This is a genomic window from Neoluteolibacter marinus (assembly GCF_014904755.1).
In the GTDB taxonomy this organism is placed as follows: Bacteria; Verrucomicrobiota; Verrucomicrobiia; order Verrucomicrobiales; family Akkermansiaceae; genus Haloferula; species Haloferula marina.
The window spans coordinates 28,711-47,178 of record NZ_JACZFQ010000072.1 but is presented as its reverse complement, the minus strand read 5'-3'; the positions used below and the strand labels follow the sequence as shown (position 1 = coordinate 47,178).

Annotated in this window: 17 protein-coding genes; 6 read left to right on the top strand and 11 right to left on the bottom strand. The window is 63.8% G+C overall.

Features of this window, described 5'->3' with window-relative positions:
- Nucleotides 1-48: 48 nt before the first annotated feature.
- Together IG178_RS14025 and IG178_RS14020 are read left to right on the top strand one after the other, a co-directional pair.
- On the top strand, nucleotides 49-1,254 hold the full coding sequence (locus tag IG178_RS14025; RefSeq protein ID WP_193213191.1) for an efflux RND transporter periplasmic adaptor subunit: 1,206 nt from the start codon (nucleotides 49-51) through the stop codon (nucleotides 1,252-1,254).
- A 110-nt stretch (nucleotides 1,255-1,364) separates the two neighbouring features.
- The gene (locus IG178_RS14020) at nucleotides 1,365-2,204 is read left to right on the top strand and encodes a LysM peptidoglycan-binding domain-containing protein (protein ID WP_193213190.1); all 840 of its coding nucleotides are present in this window, start codon (nucleotides 1,365-1,367) and stop codon (nucleotides 2,202-2,204) included.
- Between the two features lie 96 nt (nucleotides 2,205-2,300).
- On the opposite strand, the gene IG178_RS14015 is transcribed toward IG178_RS14020, so the two are convergent.
- The 4 genes from IG178_RS14015 to IG178_RS14000 form a co-directional block, all read right to left on the bottom strand.
- A complete protein-coding gene (locus IG178_RS14015) occupies nucleotides 2,301-2,786 on the bottom strand; it encodes an Lrp/AsnC family transcriptional regulator (RefSeq protein WP_193213189.1) in 486 nt (161 codons plus the stop codon).
- A gap of 114 nt (nucleotides 2,787-2,900) precedes the next feature.
- Nucleotides 2,901-3,974 (bottom strand): 6-phosphofructokinase, encoded by a 1,074-nt coding sequence (locus tag IG178_RS14010; protein ID WP_193213188.1) that lies wholly within the window; start codon nucleotides 3,972-3,974, stop codon nucleotides 2,901-2,903.
- A 55-nt stretch (nucleotides 3,975-4,029) separates the two neighbouring features.
- Complete coding sequence (locus IG178_RS14005; RefSeq protein WP_193213187.1) at nucleotides 4,030-4,983, bottom strand: D-alanyl-D-alanine carboxypeptidase family protein; 954 nt, start codon at nucleotides 4,981-4,983, stop codon at nucleotides 4,030-4,032.
- Nucleotides 4,984-5,057: 74 nt separating this feature from the next.
- On the bottom strand, nucleotides 5,058-7,238 hold the full coding sequence (locus IG178_RS14000; protein WP_193213186.1) for a glycoside hydrolase family 95 protein: 2,181 nt from the start codon (nucleotides 7,236-7,238) through the stop codon (nucleotides 5,058-5,060).
- 656 nt (nucleotides 7,239-7,894) lie between these two features.
- Here IG178_RS14000 and IG178_RS13995 point away from each other — a divergent pair.
- Nucleotides 7,895-8,692, top strand: a complete 798-nt coding sequence (locus IG178_RS13995; RefSeq protein WP_193213185.1) for an RNA recognition motif domain-containing protein — start codon at nucleotides 7,895-7,897, stop codon at nucleotides 8,690-8,692.
- A gap of 95 nt (nucleotides 8,693-8,787) precedes the next feature.
- Nucleotides 8,788-9,645 carry a tRNA (adenosine(37)-N6)-dimethylallyltransferase MiaA gene (miaA, locus tag IG178_RS13990; RefSeq protein WP_193213184.1) on the top strand — a complete coding sequence of 286 codons (858 nt, stop codon included), beginning with the start codon at nucleotides 8,788-8,790 and terminating at the stop codon, nucleotides 9,643-9,645.
- 51 nt (nucleotides 9,646-9,696) lie between these two features.
- On the opposite strand, the gene IG178_RS13985 is transcribed toward miaA, so the two are convergent.
- The 6 genes from IG178_RS13985 to IG178_RS13960 all read right to left on the bottom strand — a co-directional run bounded on the left by IG178_RS13985 (nucleotide 9,697) and on the right by IG178_RS13960 (nucleotide 15,717).
- Nucleotides 9,697-10,650 (bottom strand): glycosyl hydrolase family 18 protein, encoded by a 954-nt coding sequence (locus IG178_RS13985; RefSeq protein WP_193213183.1) that lies wholly within the window; start codon nucleotides 10,648-10,650, stop codon nucleotides 9,697-9,699.
- A 101-nt stretch (nucleotides 10,651-10,751) separates the two neighbouring features.
- Complete coding sequence (gene eno / locus IG178_RS13980) at nucleotides 10,752-12,047, bottom strand: phosphopyruvate hydratase (RefSeq protein WP_193213182.1); 1,296 nt, start codon at nucleotides 12,045-12,047, stop codon at nucleotides 10,752-10,754.
- Between the two features lie 31 nt (nucleotides 12,048-12,078).
- Complete coding sequence (locus IG178_RS13975; RefSeq protein ID WP_193213181.1) at nucleotides 12,079-13,728, bottom strand: GreA/GreB family elongation factor; 1,650 nt, start codon at nucleotides 13,726-13,728, stop codon at nucleotides 12,079-12,081.
- A gap of 249 nt (nucleotides 13,729-13,977) precedes the next feature.
- Nucleotides 13,978-14,721, bottom strand: a complete 744-nt coding sequence (locus tag IG178_RS13970; protein ID WP_193213180.1) for a PDZ domain-containing protein — start codon at nucleotides 14,719-14,721, stop codon at nucleotides 13,978-13,980.
- Between the two features lie 5 nt (nucleotides 14,722-14,726).
- Complete coding sequence (locus IG178_RS13965) at nucleotides 14,727-15,206, bottom strand: hypothetical protein (protein ID WP_193213179.1); 480 nt, start codon at nucleotides 15,204-15,206, stop codon at nucleotides 14,727-14,729.
- Nucleotides 15,193-15,717: a sigma-70 family RNA polymerase sigma factor gene (locus IG178_RS13960; RefSeq protein WP_193213178.1), complete on the bottom strand. Its 525-nt coding sequence runs from the start codon at nucleotides 15,715-15,717 to the stop codon at nucleotides 15,193-15,195. Before IG178_RS13960 ends, IG178_RS13965 begins: the two co-directional genes overlap by 14 nt.
- 144 nt (nucleotides 15,718-15,861) lie before the next feature.
- On the opposite strand from IG178_RS13960, the gene msrA reads away from it, so the two are divergent.
- Both msrA and IG178_RS13950 read left to right on the top strand, forming a co-directional pair.
- A complete protein-coding gene (msrA, locus tag IG178_RS13955) occupies nucleotides 15,862-16,494 on the top strand; it encodes a peptide-methionine (S)-S-oxide reductase MsrA (protein ID WP_193213177.1) in 633 nt (210 codons plus the stop codon).
- 136 nt (nucleotides 16,495-16,630) lie between these two features.
- Entirely contained in the window at nucleotides 16,631-17,248 is a 618-nt protein-coding gene (locus tag IG178_RS13950; RefSeq protein WP_193213176.1) for a hypothetical protein, read from the top strand.
- Nucleotides 17,249-17,316: 68 nt separating this feature from the next.
- Here IG178_RS13950 and IG178_RS13945 read toward each other — a convergent pair whose 3' ends face one another.
- Nucleotides 17,317-18,432 (bottom strand): aldo/keto reductase, encoded by a 1,116-nt coding sequence (locus IG178_RS13945; protein ID WP_193213175.1) that lies wholly within the window; start codon nucleotides 18,430-18,432, stop codon nucleotides 17,317-17,319.
- Between the last annotated feature and the right edge of the window lie 36 nt (nucleotides 18,433-18,468).

The window sequence follows — 18,468 nt, the reverse complement described above, 5'->3', positions numbered from 1 at the left end:
CGTATTTGGCAAAACCCGCTTTGCGGTGCACGTTCGCCCATCTGATTCATGCTTCTCCGACTCCTCATTCCAGTTGTCATCCTGACGCTCGGTGCGCTCACCGCGTGGCGGTTGGGCATTCCGCTGGAAGCCCCGAAGCCGCAGCCCGCCCCTCCCCAAACGCTCAAGACGGAGATCCTCGAACTCAGCCGGACCGATTTCCAGGTCCTGCTGGACAGCCAGGGCAGCGTGCGCGCCCACTACACCACCACCCTCACGCCACAGGTCGCCGGAAACATCGTCGCCATTCACCCGGGCTTCGAGGACGGGGCTTTTTTCCAAAAAGGCGACGTACTGGCGGAACTCGACCCCGCCGACTTCCAGGTCGCCGTGTCGGGGGCGGAGTCACGGTTGGCCCGGGCGGAAGCGGTCCTAGTCCAGGAAGAGGCCCGCGCCAAACAAGCCCGGCTGAACTGGCAGGACCTCGGCTATGAGGAAGAACCCTCCGAGCTGGTCCTGCGGATTCCCCAGCTCAAGGAAGCCAAGGCTTCGGTCGATGCCGCGAAGGCCGATCTCGAGCAAGCCAGGCGCGACCTGGATCGCACCAAAATCCGCGCCCCTTTCGATGGTCGCGTCCAGCAGCGGGCGGTCGGACTAGGCCAAGCGGTCGGCGGCTCGACGCCTCTGGGTGAAGTTTTCGCAACCGATTTCGCGGAAATCCGCCTGCCCCTCTCGCCCCGCCAGCTTGGCTTCGTGGATTTGCCGTCGCAGCCGGGGGACACTGAAGTCCCCGTCACTCTCACCGACGCCTTGGGTGCGGCCAGCAGCAACACTTGGCGGGCCACCATCGTCCGCACCGAAGGCACTTTGGACGAATCGTCGCGGGAATTGTTCGCCATCGCCCGAATTGAAGATCCCTTTGGCCTCGCTTCGGGCAAACCTCCGCTGCGCATCGGCCAGCCTGTCCGTGCATCCATCCAAGGCAAGATCCTCGAGGAGGTCTTCGTGCTTCCCCGCCACGCCATGCGCGGGGTGAACAGCGTCTATCTGGTCGATCGCGAGAATCCAGCGATCGTCCGGACCAAGATCGCGCCGGTTTGGTCGACCGCCGACCTGTTGGTCGTGCGCGACGGCCTCGAAAGCGGCCAGTGGCTCTCCACCACGCGCCTTCCCTACGCGCCAAGCGGGGCCCCGGTTGAGATCGTCCAGGCACCGACCGCCGCGGAAGTCCCCGCCGGTCAGCAAGGCGATTCCGAGCGCTCGAGCGACTCCTGAGTCGCGCGCGAGGCCTCCCGCCTCAGCTGGAGTCACTTAGGGGTTAATTATTAAGATTTGTTAAATTTACCTTGTTTCCGGGACGGAATTTTGAAAATTCTCATCCCGTCATGAGAGTCCTGCCGTTCCTCGCCGCCCTCGCCTGCACCGCCCCCTTCGCGAACGCAAAGACCGAGTTGGAGCTGCTCCAAGACCGTTGTTCGGAACAGGAGCGGCAAATCCGCCAGCTTGAACTGGAAAACAGCCAGCTCAAGTCACTGGTGGAAACCGCCAGCAAGACTCCCGCTCCCCGCGAGCATGTCGAGGCCACCGAAACCCCGGCGGCTTCATCCGGGCCGGCCTACGGGATCGTCCGCAGCGGCGACAACATTTCGAAGCTTGCCAAGCGCCACGGCACCACCAGCGCGACACTGATCAAGCTCAACAACCTGAGCAACCCGTCGCTCATCCGCCCGGGACAAAAGCTCCGCTTACCCGACAAGGCGGCACCGGCCAAAGCCGCTCCAGCGAAGCGCTCCGGACAAGGCACTCATGTCGTGAAGTCCGGCGAGACCTTTTACAGCATTGCCCGCCACTACGGACTGAGCCCGCAGACCCTGCAGGCAGCCAATCCCTCGACCAAGGCCGAGAGCCTGCGTCCGGGTCAAACCCTCGTTCTCGGCGGCAAGAGCCCCGCGGTGGCGGAAACCAAGCCCGCTCCCGCACCGCCAGCTCCCAAGGCCTCTGCGTCGAAGCCAGCCGCACCGGAGGTCGCCGAGTCCACCAGCCAAACCGTGGCCAGCACCCCGCGCATCAAACTCATCTCAATCACCGAGAATACCGATTTCGGTGCTTTTGCCGCAGCACACGGCACCAGCACCGCAAAACTGAATGCCCTGAACGGCCTGAACCTGAATTCCAGTACAGTCCTTGCAAAGGGATCGGAGCTGCACGTTCCCGCCCAGCCTTGAGAATTCAAGCTCCGCTTCCTTAGGTGATGGCCCTCGACGGGCATGGCACCCGCCCGGAATTCGTTCCGGGCGGGTTTTCCTTTTGCGCGGGAAAAATCAGGGGGAAACCGCAAGCCGCTCCGGCGCGGACACCTCCTCGAAGAGGAAACCGTTTTCCTTGTAGGTCTTGAGCCGGAAGTGGGTGGCGGTCGAAAGCACCCCGTCCATGGTGCTGAGCTTCTCGGTGACGAAGCTCGCCACCTCCCGCAGGTCGCTGCCTTCCACGACCACCATCAGGTCGTAGCCACCGCTCGCGAGATAGCAGCTCACGACCTGCTCGAAGCGGGCGATTCGCATCGCCAGCCGGTCAAACCCGCCCCCGCGCTCCGGCGTGAGCTTCACCTCGATGAAGGCCGACACATCATCATCCCCCGCCTGTTCGGGATCTATCACCGCCTGATAACCGAGAATGGTCCCGTCGGACTCCCAGGCCTCAAGACGGGCGCGGACCTCGTTCTCGGACATCGACAGCAACTCGGCGAGTTCCTGATGGCTGTGACGCGCCTGGCGGCGGAGCAACTGCAGAAGCGGATCGATAGACATGTGGGCGGTCTTCTATCCGCCTTGCCCCGCCGCCGCAAGAGCAGTGAAAACCCGGACGCAAAACAGCGGGCACGTCACCGCGCCCGCTGCCGGATCAAAGCTCTGTGCGGGCGATCAATCACCGAGGCAAATCCCGACTGCCTTGGCGGCCTGGACCATTTCGCCTTCGGGCTCGACCAGGCGCAGCTTGTTGACCGCTTCCTCGATCGGCACGGAATCGACGTGGTACGCCTGATAGCTGACCATGCGGCCGAAACGACCTTCCTCGGCCAGCTTCACCGCCATCACCCCGAAGCGGGTTCCAAGGATCCGGTCGAGCGCAGTAGGAGCTCCGCCGCGCTGGAGGTGGCCGAGCGTGCAGGACCGCGTCTCCTTGCCGGTCAGATCCTCAAGACGGCGAGCGACAATCTCGCCGATCCCGCCGAGCCGGACCTCTCCGCCGGAGTTCTCCGCCACGGTCGCCAGTTCCCCGTCGGGCAACAGCGCCCCTTCGGCCACCACCACCAGGGTGCTGTGATGGCCCTGGGAGTCACGCTGCTTGATGAACTCCGCGACCCTCTCGGTGTTGAAGGGGATTTCCGGCAACAGGATGACATCGGCGCCACCCGCGATGCCGCCCCACAGGGCGATCCAACCCGCGTGGCGTCCCATCACCTCGAGAACCATGATCCGCTTGTGGCTTTCCGCCGTCGTGTGGAGGCGGTCGAGGCCGTCCACCACGGTGCTGACCGCGCTGTCGAACCCGAAGGTCATGGCGGTGGCCATGAGGTCGTTGTCGATGGTCTTTGGCACCCCGATGATCGGCCAGCCTTCGCGGTAGAGTTGCAAACCGGTGGTCAGCGAGCCGTCACCCCCGACGATGATCAAGGCGCGGATTTCAAGGAGCTCCATCGTGCGCTTGGCCTTGGCGACGATCTCCGCCGGCACTTCCGCGATGTCACCTTTGCCGACCTTCGCCGCGAAGTGGCCCTTGTTGGTGGTTCCGAGGATCGTGCCGCCGAGCTTGAGGATGCCCAGCGTGTCCTGCGGCTTGAGAACCTTGTAATCGCCGGGAGGCAGGAGCCCCTCGAAGCCGTCCTTGAAGCCGATCACTTCCCAGCCGAGCTGGGTGGCGGCCCCCACGACACCGTGGATCACCGCATTGAGCCCCGGGCAATCGCCCCCGCTATTGAGAATACCGATGCGCATCGCTTGTGGGTGTGGAGTTTAAAGACCGATTCGATAAGTCAAAACCGCGCCATCTTTACCGCGGATTCGGAACCTCGAGGATTTCCTTCTCGCGGTTGACCACCGGAGCGCCTGCCGCGACCCACCGGTCATACGCATCCCAGCCCTGGGGGATCAGCGCGCTGGCCCGGTTGAAGCGGTCGGGGCTGTTCAATAGCACGATGATCAGGCGCCGCGGGGTCACCGACTTCTCGCCGTCCGGTTTTTCCCGCACCAGAGGCTCACGTTCCACAGCGACGCTCAGACACGCTCCAGCCGCCGCGGTGGTGCCGGTCTTGACGCCCAGGATGTTCGGCTGTCCCACCAGTTCGTTGGTGTTCTTCACCTTGAACGACCGGTCACCGTTGATCCCGTGCACCGTCACCTGGCGATCGGTCTGACGGACGATGAAAGTGAAGCCCGGTTTCCGCATCGCGTAGATCGAGAGCTTGGCGACGTCCGCCGCCGTCGAGAGGCCGGTCTGTTTCGGGAGCTCCAGGCCGTGGGGATTGCGGAAGCGGGTTTTGGAAAGCTTGATCGCTTTCGCCAGCTCGTTCATTTCGCCCACGAAGGCCTCCACGGGATCGCCGCCCTTGCCACGGGCCCGCAGGATCTCGCCGCCCACATGGTGCGCCACGGTCATTGCGGCAATGTTGTCCGACCCGAGCATGGCCGAGTACAGGGCGTCGCGCAGTGACATCCGGTCACCCGGCTGGAGCGCCATTGGATTCGGCCCGCCGATCGCGAGGGCCGACGGAGGCACGACGGCTTCCACCTGGCTCAAGTCCACCTTGATGGCATCCGCCCAATCGACGGCGATCACCCCGGTGGCGATCTTCGTCAAACTGGCGATCGGACGCTTCACCACCGAATTCGAGGCAATCAGCACCTTCCCGGAATGCGCCTCAACTACCATGAAGGCTTCGCCCTGCTGGGCGAATGCCAAACGGCCGGAAAGCAGGAAAACCAGGCAGAGAAAAGGGCGGATCATGAACTCGGGCGGACTCTACCGGCACCCGGCGGCCACTCAACCCAAAACCCGCGTCGCGAGACCGGCAACAGGCCTCAGCGAAGGTGCAAGCGGGGATCCCCGGTCGATGCCGCTTCGCCCTGGATCACGATCGCTTCCAGCGGTCCAGGCCCCTTGGTGATCGTCGCCGAAACCAGCTCGCCATTCTTCCATTCCAGATCGATCTCATGCCCGCCCCGCGCCATGAACCCCGCCACGGATCCGTCCGGCCAAGCCGCGGGCAGGGCCGGAAGGAGGTGCAGCCGGCCGGGTTCGTGGGACTGGACCAGCATCTCGGCGAGGGCGGCGGTGTAGCCGAAGGTGCCATCGATCTGGAACACGCTCCAAACCACGGTGAACAGGTTGGGCGCCGTGCCATCCGTCCCGGCGGCAATTCTTCCCGGGGTGACGAGAACCGGATGCAGCTTCTTGACCAAAAGTTGCCGGGCCTTCTCGCCTTCGCCGAACCGCGCCCACATGGCGGCCTTCCATGGGATGGCCCAGCCGGCACCGCCATCACCGCGGGCCGCGAGGGATTTCCTCGCCGCCTCGAATAAGTCCGGACTTCCCGGGTGAAGTTGGCGCCCCGGGTGAAGTCCCACCAGGTGCGACAAGTGGCGGTGCCCTTCCTGCTTCTTGTCACGGTCGTGGAGCAGCCACTCCTGGAGCTGCCCCCAGCGGCCGATCTTGAGCGGCATCAAGCGGTCGCGGAGCACCTTCACCGCGGCGGCATGCTCCTGCTCGACGCCCAGGATCCCGCATGCGTCGATATAGTTCGTGAAGGAATCCCAGGCGAACATCTGGTCGTAGGTGCAGCCGTCCTCGGTGGGTCCATGTTCTGGAGACCAACCCTGCGGTGCGACGAGCCCGCCCTCGCGCTCCTCCAGCCAGTCCTCCCAGAACAGGCAAACGGAGCGGAACACCGGAAGCGCCTCGCTTCGGAGGAAAGCCTCGTCACGGGTGTAGGCAAAGTGCGTCCAGAACTGCTGGGCCAGCCATGCGGAACCCGAGTGGTTCCAGCGGTACGATCCGCCCCCGTGAATCCCGGACTCGTACTCGATGATCCAGCCACGAACGTCCTTGTTGAACTGCTTCTTGAAGTAGACCCCGGAATTCGCCGTCTGCACCGGGATCTGGGATCGAACGTGGTCGAAAAGAGATTGGTGGAGCTCGGCGAGATGGGTCGGTTCGGCGAGCCAGTAGTTCATGTCGACATTGATGTCGGTGTGATAGTCGGAGCGCCACGGCGGCTTGTTGGAGCGGTTCCAGACACCCTGGAGATTTGCCGGCAGCGATCCGGGCCTCGACGAGGCGATGAGGCAGTAGCGGCCGAACTGGAAGACGAGTTCCTCGAAGTCCGGGTCGCGGCCGCTCCCGGCGAACTTGAGGAGCCGCGCCTTGGCATCGAGCAACCCGGCGGCCGGCTCGCTCTTTCCGAGATCGATCGAACACCGGCCGAAGAGCGCCTGGTGATCCTCAATATGGGCCGCTCGAAGCTCGTCGAGTGACTGCCGGGCGGCGTCCTCCACGGTCGTCTCGACCCTCCCGTCGGGCCGTTCCCCCCGCCAGTTTTTCCGGTGATCCTGCACGTAGTCCGTGCCGGCACCCAGGTAGATGACGACCGAGTCGGCAGCGGTCACTTCAAGCGCATTGTTCCGCGCAACCAAGCTTCCTCCTCGCGCGACCACTTTCAGGCGGGAGGCGTAGCTCATGCCGTTGGCGAGCTTCCCGGAAACCTCAAGCGAGTCTCCTCCGGAGACAAGTGCCGCTGCGCCGTGGTCGTCATTGAGGCGAATGACGCCCGAATAGGCACCCGGTTTATCGGCAGTACAAGCGACAACGATCACGCCCGCGGGCTGGGAAGCAAAGGCGGTCCGCCTGAATCCCACGCCATCCGCCGTGTAGCTCACGGTGTGAACGGCGGCTTCCAAGTCCAGCTCGCGTCGGTAGTTGGAAATCGCCGCGGGGCTGCGGGCAAAGTCGAAGGTGACGTTGCCGAAGCTCTGGAAGGCCCCGGTGTCGTTGGCATCGCCGGTCCACAAGGAATCCTCGTTGAAGTGGACGAACACCTGCCCGGTCCCGCCGAAGAGCAAGGCTCCAACCTTACCGTTGCCGATCGGCAAGGAATCCGTCTCCCAACGGTCGGGCAAAGCCGGTTCCTCGAACCATAGCTTCAGGGGTGCAGCCGAAGCGACGAGCGGCAGGGTGAGGAACAGCAAGGCGAGTCCCGGATGCATGAAATCATGGAGAATTTGAACCCGGAGCCCGGGCAAGGAACGAGTTCTCATGCGACGCCAACGCATCTATGAACCCAGAACCTAGGGATCCACCACAATGTTCACAAATATCACCTTTACTTCACTTTGAAAACTTTTAACGCCATCCTCCCGGATTCCTCTGGGTCACCGCCGCCGCAACCCGGCTCGGATGTTTTGCCGCGAAAGCACAAACCGCGTTTCCCAGCCCCGGGAAGACGTCACTGGCCAGCATGTCCGCCTGCGACTGACGGTTCAGCGCGAACTTCTCCAACCCCTACTTCGCGCCTTGCCATTGACAGCCACGGGGCTAAAATCCCGCCTGTCAGGCAGTTCCGGTTCATCCGCTTGCCCGCCGCCGGCCAAACGCAGATTTTGGCAGCAGCGCTCCGCTCGGGCGGTTCGCGATCGGACTCCGGCGGAGGTGGATCCGCGGAACAGCCTGCCAACCGGGCCCAACGCGCGATAACCGCCAGATCCCGGGTCCATGGAATCCCACCCGTCCCGCTTTGAGCGGTGGCATTCCCCGGCACCATAAAGCCGGAGACCCGGACCGGCAGGTCGAGCCTGCAGCCCCGCCCGATTCGCGGGCGGCTGCCCGCCGTCGCAAGCAAAGCCCGCCAACCGAAACGCAAAACATGTCCAACGCCACACCTGATACGAGAGGCGCCGGAGGCCAAGGAGGAGAACGTCGCAGACAACGTTCCCGCGGAGGCAAAGGCCGGAATCGCAACCGGAACCGCAACAACAACGAACAAGGCAACAATGCCAACCGCGGTGAAGGCGGCGGCAACCGCGGCAATCGCGGACCGCGCCGTCCCCGCAAGGAATACACCCCGCCCCCGCTGACCTGGTGGCAGAAGCTCCTCAAGGCCATCGGCCTCTACAAGGAGCCCGTCCGCCCGCCTCGTCCAGAGCGCCAGCAACGCGTCCGCTTCGAAGAGGGTCCGCCCCGCGAGGTGAAGACCAAGACCCGCGACGCCCGCAGCGAGGGCTCCGACACCCCGAAGCGCCGCTCGCCCGAGCGCTCGGAAGTCGCCAGCGCCCGCATCTACCTCGGCAACCTGTCCTACGACGCCAGCGAGGAAGACCTCAAGGAACTGTTCAAGGGCGTCGGCACCGTCCGCAACGTCGAGATCGTCTACAACCGCCGCACCCACCGCTCGAAGGGCTACGGTTTCGTCGACATGCTGAACGTCGACGATGCCAAGCGTTCCGTGGAAATCCTGCACGACCAGTTCTTCATGGGCCGCAAGCTCGTGGTGAGCGGGGCCAAGACCAAGGATCACGAGGACGGCGCCAAGGAAGAAGCCGCTGAAGACGCCGCGGAGAAAAAAGCCGCCGCCGAGGCTGCCGCTACCGCCGAGCCCGCTCCCGAGCAGGCCCCGGCCGCTGAAAGCACCGAATCGATCAAGTTCGACGAGACGACGAACTGATCACGACCCGCTACTTCGCGCCCCGTCCGGTTCCTCCGGACGGGGCGTTTTTTGTTGAAGGCCCCCGCCCCCCTGCCTTCCAACTTCCGCCGTCCGTGACACTGCCCGATCCCGAAACGCTGTTTTTCGTCTGCGGACCCACCGCCGCGGGGAAAAGTGCCTGCGCCCTCCAACTGGCCGAGGAGCTCGACGGCGAGGTCGTCAATGCCGACGCCTTCCAGCTCTACCGCGGCATCGAGGTCCTGACCGCCGCGCCCCCGGCCGAGGACCGCGAACGTGTCCGCCACCACCTCTACGGTGTCCTTACCCCCGAACAGCCCATTGACGCCATGGGCTACCTTCGCCTCGTCACCCCGGTCATCGGGGATGTCGTTGCCCGCGGAAAGACCCCGATCATCACCGGCGGCTCGGGACTCTACCTCAAGTTCCTTTCCCACGGCCCGTCTCCCCTCCCTCCCGGCGATCCCGCCCTCCGCGCCGAGCTCGATGCCCAGCCACTGGAAGCCCTGGTCGCCCGCCTGCAAGAACTCGACCCCGTCGAAGCCGGTCGCACCGCCCTCCAGAACCGCCGCTACGTCTCCCGTGCGCTCGAAGTCTGCATTCTCGCCGGCGTGCCCTGCTCCGCCTTGCGCGACGACTGGGAACAAGCCTCCAGTACCCGCGAATCAAAGCTCAGGGGCCGGCTCATCCAGCGCCCGCGACCGGAGCTCCACGACCGCATCGCCCGCCGCACCCGCGCCATGCTCTCCGGCGGGGCCATCAAGGAGGTTGCCGCACTCGGGGAAACCACCGGCGGCGTCGAAAAAGCCATTGGTCTCCGCGAGATCCGGCGGCTCCTCGCCGGCGAGATCGACCATTCCACCTGCGAGGAGCTCATCAACGCCGCCACCCGCCAGTACGCGAAACGCCAGGAAACCTGGTTCCGCCGCGAGAAGTGGCTCACCCCATCCTGAAGGCCTGCGATACCTGGATCCATGCGAAGGAACCGAGATGGCCGGGGCGTGCTATTTCCCCTCCGTTGCAACGGCCGCATGGATCACGGTGAGCAACGATTTGTCGCCTTTAACGTCCTGGTTCAGCGACCAAATCATGACACCCCCCAACCCTTCCTCGCGGACCAATTCGGCCTTGGCGCGGATGGTGGGAATGCTGTTGTGCCAGATGGTCTTGCCGACTTCATCGAGCCGCTCGCCCTCGGGGTGAAGGGCCAGGATGTCGGCATAGGCATAGCCGCCCGGACGGAAAGCCTCGCCGAAGCCATAGCCATAAAAGGGCACCCCGAGGACAGCACGGTCTTTCGGCACGCCGCGACCGGTCCAGTAGGCGACGGCCTTCTTGGCGAACTCCAGCGATGAGTGCTGGCCGTGGCGATCGGGATCCCAGGAACCGGTCGCGTCGTAAGCCATGATGTTGAGGAAATCGAGGTGGCGAAGGGCATCGTCCGGGACCCGGCTGCCTCCGTAGCCCTGCGAGAGGGCGGCGGTGAGGAGCTTGCCCTTGGGCTTCAGCGCGGCGGCAAGGTCGGCGATGAAGGGGCCGTAGTCGCCGTTGATGGACGGACCTTCGATGTCGATGTCGATGCCGTCGAAACGGTGCTCGTCGAGATAGCCGGCGAGCTTGGCGACAAAGCCGGGGCGCTGCTCCGGGGTGAGGAGCCTGAAGTAGCGGGCCTTGAGTTCCTCGTTCCCGGAAGCGGAGCCGCCGCCGATGGAAACGAGCACTTTCACCCCGGCGGCCCGGGCGGCCTCGATGACGGCCTGATTGCGGGAGTTGAACGAGAGTTGGCCGGAATCGTCGGCCGGGTTCTCGAAGGCCAGGTTGATGTGGGTAAGCTTGGGGTAGTCGATGGTCTTGGCGAACTCGCCGAGGTTGATCCAGTTGGGCACATAGGCGACCACCCGCGGCCGGGCGAGAAGGGGCTGGAGTGCAAGGAGAAGGAGGAGGAGCGGGATTCTCATGACGGGCGCGGGGGCGAGGTCGATACGCACGCAAGCTGCGGGATCCCCCAACAATAAAGCCCCCCGGTTTCCCGGGAGGCTTTTCGAAGGGGTCGGGCCGCTTAGTGCAGGACCTTGATCTTGCCGACGCCGTAGATGGCGTCGTTGCCGAGCTGCTCCTCGATGCGAAGCAGCTGGTTGTACTTCGCGATCCGGTCGGAGCGGCTCATCGAGCCGGTCTTGATCTGGCCGCAGTTGGTGGCGACGGCGATGTCGGCGATGGTGTTGTCCTCGGTCTCGCCCGAGCGGTGCGAAAGCACGGCGGTGTAGGCGTTTTCCTTGGCAAGCTCCACCGCGTCGAAGGTCTCGGTGAGGGAACCGATCTGGTTCACCTTGACGAGGATCGAGTTGGCGACGCCCTGGGCGATGCCCTTGGCGAGGAAGTCGGTGTTGGTGACGAAGAGGTCGTCGCCGACGAGCTGGGTCTTGGCGCCCATCTTTTCGGTGAGGATTTTCCAGCCGTCCCAGTCGTTCTCGTCGCAGCCGTCCTCGATCGAGATGATCGGGTACTTGGCCTGGAGGCCGAGGTAGAAGTCGACCAGCTCGGCGGCGCTCTTCACGGAGCCATCCGACTTGTGGAAGACGTAGGCACCCTTCTCCTTGTCGTAGAACTCGGAGGAAGCGACGTCGAGGGCGATGGCGATGTCCTCACCGACCTTGTAGCCGGCCTTTTCGATGGCCTGGCAAATCACGCCGAGCGCGTCGTCGGCGCTATCGAGCTTGGGAGCGAATCCGCCTTCGTCGCCCACGGCGGTGGAGAGGCCGCGGTCGTGGAGCACCTTCTTCAGATTGTGGAAGACCTCGGCGCCATAGCGCAGGGACTCGCGGAAGGTTGGGGCGCCGATCGGCACGATCATGAACTCCTGGAAGTCGATCGGGGCGTCGGAGTGGGAGCCGCCGTTGATGATGTTCATCATCGGGACGGGCAGCACCTTGGCGTTCGGGCCGCCGAGGTACTTGTAGAGCGGCAGGTCGAGCTGGATCGCGGCGGCCTTGGCGGTTGCCAGGGACACGCCGAGGATGGCGTTGGCGCCGATCTCCTTCTTGTTCTTGGTGCCGTCGATCGCGAGCATGGCGGCATCGATGGACGCCTGGTCGGTGGCGATCATCCCGCAGAGGGCGGGAGCGAGCTTGCTGTTGACGTTGTCGACGGCGTTCAGGACGCCCTTGCCGAGGTAGCGGCTCTTGTCGCCGTCGCGCAGCTCGCAGGCTTCGTGTTCACCGGTGGAGGCGCCGCTGGGAACCGCGGCGCGGCCGACGGCGCCGCCTTCGAGGTGAACGTCGACTTCGACGGTGGGATTGCCACGGGAGTCAATGACCTCGCGGCCGCGGATTTCAACGATGGTGGTGTAGTCCATATTCGGGGAAGTGTGGGAATTCAGGAAGGATTCAGGGATTCACGGGCGAGATCGATTCGATCTTGTAGCTGTGAAGGGCCTCGGTGTGCTCGTCGCGAACCTCGACGGAGTCGCCGATCTTCTTGTCGAGAAGCGCCGCGCCGAGCACCGAGAGGTACGAGAGCTCCGCCTTTTCGGGATTCGAGTCCCACGCGCCGAGCACGGTGTATGTCACCTTTTTACCGTCCTCGTTGATCAGGTTCACGATGGTGCCGATATTGACGGCCGAGGCATCCGCCCCCTTGAAGTCGGTGCCGCGGGCGCGGGAGATGTCGCGCTGCAGCTCGGTCTTGCGGTTGTTCAGGTACTTCTGGTGATCCTTCGCCGACTTGTATTCGAAGTTCTCGCGCAGGTCGCCGTATTCGCGGGCGATCGAGATGTCCTTGGTATTCTGGGGAATCTTGTTGCGGATGATGTCGTCCAGCTCGGCCTTCTTCTTTTCGAGGCTCGGCCAGGACACCAGCAGTTCTTGTTCCTTCTTGGCGTTCTGGCCGCTGACCAGCTCGCCGGTCTCGGGCCGCGCCTTGATCACGCGGGCCATCAGGGACTTGCGGTCGAGGTCGTTGAACACCGGACACTCCATCAGGCGGCGTCCGAAGTTGCGGGCCTCATTCACGTCCATGTTGTTGACGATGTCTCCGAGCAGTTCCTTGTCCTCCGCAACCAGGGTCTGGAGGCGGGTCGTCTTGCGCGGACCGTCGCTCAAGTGGTCGGTTTCGAGCAGGTTGAGAATGCAGGCCCCGACTTCGCCGTTGAAGATGGTGCCGGCAACGCCATTGCGTTCGCGGCACACCCAGATCAGGGCATCGGTGCCGAGCGAGCGCCGGGCAACCGCGGACGAAAGGTGAGCTTCGAGCACCTTCATGTGACCGAGCTCGTCGAGCAGCTTGGCGATCTCCGTGACACCGCGGGAGCCCACCTTGTCGAAAATCTCGGTGAGCACCTCGATCGAACGCTCGCCGAAGGCCACGTTGAACTGTTCATAGATCGCCCGCTGGCGACCGGAAGAGAGCGCGGTAAGGGCATCGGCCAAGCGGCCTTCCTCGGCCGCCAGGACGTCGGACAGCCGCAGCGACTCGGGCGGAAGCTCGATGTCCTTGAAGGCGCCGATCAGCTCGTCGCGAGCGGAAAGCAATTCGATCGCCGGGCCAAGCTGGATGCGAACACTCTTGGCCGCGGTCTCGTTGATGCCCGACAGCAAGCGCTGAAGCGCGGCCGTGTCGGATTTGAACAACGAGGAGTCCATGGTGATCGCCTCGAGGGCCTTCGACATGGTCTTGAGATCGCGCGCCTGTTCGAAGTCGGAAACCAACGCCTCGGCCGGGCTCAGATCGCCGGCGCGCAGCGACAGCGGCTCGGTCCGGCGCGACGGCACGATCACCCGCTTGCTCTCGCGCAGGGCCCGCTTGGTGGCATCCCACCACTTGCGGAAGTCTTTCGCCAGCACCACGCCACCGGACAGCTCCCGCTCGAGCACGTCGACGGACATCGTGCCGCCGTGGCTTTCGAGAAGCTGGATCACCAGGGCCACCGGATCACTCTTGGCCAAGGCCCGGAGTTCTTCGATCTGTTCAACCTTCTTTGCCCGGAAGTCCTCGGCATCGAGCGGTTCGGTGCGCTGGATCGCGAACTGCAGGTCCATGACCTGTCCGCTGCTTTGTTCAAAATCAATGGTGACCTTCTTTCCCGGAAGGTCCCAATCAATCACTTTTCCAGCCCCCCAGGCTTTATGTAAACAAAAGCTGCCGGGTGCAAGCTGGTCGAGACGCCCTGCGACGGCTTGATTGATTCTTCCGGCATCGAGCAATTTCGCCAAGTCAGGATGCATGCCGGGGAAAAATGGGAACCGGCACCGGAAAACGCAAGGTCTTCCCTAGCATTTCTTACCCGGTCACTCCTCGACCCGTTCCGCCGCAGGCACCACGCGGGTCCGCGCCGGACGTGACGTGAAATTCCCCTGCATGGCATGGGCGAGCGCGCGCTCGAGCGCCCCGACCCGGGGCTTCCAGGGATCGGGCACCTGACAAACCCCTTTGAAGTCGTAGACCGGGCCTTGGTAAACCGGGGCACCGTCACTGGAGACAATCGTCACTTCCGCCACACCCGCCACCAGCGAAAGGACGGCCTTGCCGTCGGCGAGCTCGATCTCAGCGGTGCGTTCGGCGGGATTGAGCACTTTCATCGGCGCATCCTGAGCGCCGGCGGAAACTTCCGTGTGGGTCAGAACCCGCGGCTCGGGAGGGTGCCCGAGGGTCACCTTGAGAGTCATCGCCTCGCCTTTGCGATAAATGCCCAGCGGCACTTGTTCGCCGTCTTTCCGCAAGCGCAGCAAGGTGAACAACTGCGCCTCGTTCGCGATCCATTGGTCGTCGAAGCGCCAGAGAATGTCGTAGGCCTTCATCCCGGCCTTTTCCGCAGGACCACCCGGCTCCACGGAGGTGACCACGAAACCGATCCCCTCCGGAACGTGCGGCACATGGGCACGCGTCGCCTCGTCAAGGCGCCCGATCTTCAGTCCCAGCCATGGTGCCTTCTCACCACCACGGATCACCCCCGACGCCACCGCGTCGGGGCCCGGACCTTCGGCGGCAAGCCACCCGGTGAGGCAAATCGTGATAAGGCTGATGATCTTCATGACCTTCAAAAAGCAGTGACCGGAAGCAACCGGACTTCATCGCGGGGACATGACACCAGCACTTCGTAGCCGGTTTCCAGATCCTGGACCCGTTCTTCATCGACAACCCGGACGCGCCATGCCCGGTAGGCAACCCCGTCACTCTCCGACATCCAATCCTGAGGTTCGGCCGCCTCGACGCGTTTCGACTGCCCCAGCAGCAGGATCCCTCCGTTGCTATTCCCGGTCCGTTCGACCTGAACCTGCGAATGATCCACAGCCGCCTGATTTCCGGTCGGCAAGCTCAAGGCCACCACCACCGCGGCCGCCGCCGCGCCCACGCCGCCCCACCAAGGCAGGCGCGACTTGCGTGGCATTTCGGCAACCTGCTCCTCACCCGCAGCGAGACTGTCGATCAGTTCGTCCAACGAACGCTGACCTTTCTCACTGATCGCGGAAGGCATCAGGCGCGATAGGGCCTTCTCGATTTCTTCAGGCGATTCCATGGCGTTCTTCCTTGAGGCGACGCATATCCTGCGCCAATTGCTCCAATGCGTAACGATATCGCGACGCGGCGGTATTCTGGGAAATGGCGAGCGATTCCGAGATCTGGGCGAAGGTCAAGCCACCCCAGATCTTCATCGTGATCACCTCGCGCAGCTTCGGACTGAGCTTCTGGACGGCCGCACGCAACTGCTCCGCGTCCTCGTCTTCCTCGACGGAAGGGTCGAGCCACACGTCCTTGAAATCATTGAGGTAGATGATCGACTCCTCGCGCTTGCGGCGGCGGCTGTCGGTGCGGTGCCGGTTGAGCCCGCAGAAACGGATCGTCGAGAACGCCAGCGGCAAGTCCGGCACGGCGGAGTCCTTGTCCTGCTGGTAATTCCAAAGCCTCAAAACCGCCTCCTGGACGAGATCCTCGGCATCTTCGCGGCTCGGCGCCCAGCCGCGGGCGAACAGAAGCAGCCGCGGGCCGAATTCGGCCAGCCACGACTTCCACGCTGCGGATGGATTCACCTTCACTCGTGGGAAAAATGCCCTCGTGCCGCCGATTTGTCTGCAAAATCTTCCAATTCGTGACTCCGCCGCCTCTTCCCTTTACGGGGACCGGGCAACCGCTAGCTTGAGGAATAAAGATCGCTCTTTCCCGCTCCAATTCCCATGAAACGCCGCCAGTTGGTCGCCCTGTTGCTTTCCCTGCCCTTGCTTGCTTCCTGCGAACCAGAAAAACCGATGCCCGCTGACGCCAAACTCCCCGCTTCCCCGCCCAAAGTGCCCGAAGGCGCCGAAAAGCTCACCCTCGGCGCCGGCTGCTTCTGGTGCATCGAAGCCGCCTACAAGCAGCTCGACGGCGTCATCTCCGCCACCTCGGGCTACATGGGAGGCTCGGTTGCCGACCCAACCTACGAGGACGTCTGCACCGGCACCACCGGCCATGCCGAGGTCGTCCAGGTCGTCTTCGATCCGAAGAAAATCAGCGGTGAAAAAGTCCTCGCCTGGTTCTGGGACCTCCACGACCCGACCACCCTGAACCGCCAGGGCGCGGACGTCGGAACCCAGTACCGCTCGGCCATTTTCTACGAAAACGATACCCAGAAGACCCTCGCGGAAGCCTCCAAGAAGGCCGCGCAGGAGAACTTCAAGGATCCCATCGTGACCGAGATCACCAAAGCTGGCGTCTTCTACCCGGCGGAAAACTACCATCAGGACTATTATTTCCAGAACAAGACGAAGAACGGCTACTGCCGGGTGGTAATCGAGCCCAAGCTCAAGAAGCTCAAGCTCGACCACTGAAGCCGGGGTCGAAGCTCCAAGAGAGGAAGCTCCAAGCGCCAAGTAAGGGCCGCTCGGCACGGCGCACCCCGTTCGGAACTCTTCATGCCTTTCTTGGCACTTGGAACTTCAACACGTGGCACTTCAATCTCCCCTCATGTCCAAATACGCCGGTGAGCAAGTCCTCGTGGTCCCCCGCCCTCTCTTTGACGAAATCGGATCCTTCCAGGGAATCCGCACCCATGACATGAACGCGGCGATCGACCGGCTGCTGGATCCCGACAATCACTTCTTCATGGACCGGGCCGAGGCCGAAGCCGACCCGACCCACAAGCAACTGATCCCCTACTGCCTGATCCGCTGCGGCAGCTCGATCCTCAACTACACCCGCGGCAAGTCCGGCGGCGAGGACCGGCTCCACGCGAAACTCTCCGTCGGCGTCGGTGGCCACATCAATCCCGTCGACACCGGCAACGGGCGAACCGGCCGCGACGCCTACTTCGCCGCGGTCGAGCGCGAGCTGCAGGAAGAACTCGTCTTCAAGATCGAACACACCAACCGCATCGCCGCCTTGCTCAACGACGACAGCAACGAGGTCGGCCAGGTGCATTTGGGAATCGTCCACGTCATCGACATCGACAGCACCGAAGTGTCCGCGAACGAAGACGCGCTGGCGAACCTCCAGTTCAACGAGCTCGCCGAGCTCCAGGCCCCCCTCTTCCCCCGCCTGGAAACTTGGTCCCAATTCGTGATCCGCGACATCGCGAACCTCTAGCGGAGACGGGGAGCCAGCAGGCCGGACTCACCTGCCCGCCCAGCTCCCCGTGATGAAAGGGATGGGAATCACCACTCCGTCCCGAGCCCGTGACGACCGGCGATTTCCAGCAGGTCGTCACGCATCGGCCATTCGTCGGGCCGCTCGCTGACCTGATGGCGCTTGCTCGCGCCCTTCAGCGCCATGCAGCCGGTGTTGTCGCCGATTTGGCGGATCTGCTCGACCTCGTCGGCGCTCAGGCGGACGTCCGGAAGGGCGGCAAAGTCGCGGATCTGCTCCTCGATCGACCGCACTCCATCGCCGGCTTCCTGGATAAAGGTCGGCACCACGCTCTCGACGGCAGGCTGGCTGAGATTCCACGCCGCCGCAAACTGCACCAGCGTCAGGCCGTGCTTTTCCGCGACCGGCTTCATCTTCTCGATCTTCTCAAGGCCGTGCTCGACCCATCCTTCGGCACGGTAGGCGCGGTGGTCACCCGGCTTGAACTCGTGGCCCGGCTTCATGTCGCCGTGGAAGAGCCCGCCGTAGTCGGCCACGCGCGTCAGCACCTTGACGCCGTGCTTTTCACAAACCGGCAGCACCAGTCCGACCGGCCACGGCTCGAGCGGATTGAGGATCAGCATCGCCCAGTCGATGTCCTCGCCGAACTTCTCGATGCACTTGATGATGTCCAGGGTGAATCCGTTTGCCGGCCCGGGTGCGATCCCCAGGCGATCGGCAAGACCCTCGGTTTTCAAGGCCCTCATGCCATCCCACACCGCCTCGCTGGTGTATCCGATCTCATCGGGGTTGTGCAGCATCAGCAGGTCAAAGTGATCGGTCTTGCAGCGAACCAGCGACCGCTCGCAAGCCGTCCGCAGGTAGTCACGGTAGTGCGTGGGCTGGTGGAGTTCCGGGTCGGTGAACCGCGGGTAGCCGCGCGCGCCCTGGCGCTGGCCTTCGTAGAAATCGTGTCCAAGCATCCCGACCAGGCAGTATTCGTCCCGCGGATAGCCCTCCAAGGCCTTGCCCAGCAGCTCGTCGGCCTTGCCGTTGCCATAGACGTCGGCCGTCACGAAGGTGCGCATCCCGGCATCCCACGCGGTGTGGATGCACTCGATGAAGCGCTCCTCGGAAAGCGTCTCCCCGAAGTGCATGAAACGTCCGGCGCTCCAGGTGCCATAAGCGGTGGTGGTCAGATCCATGGCGAACTCCTAGAACGCGGAGCCGCCGCGGTCAAT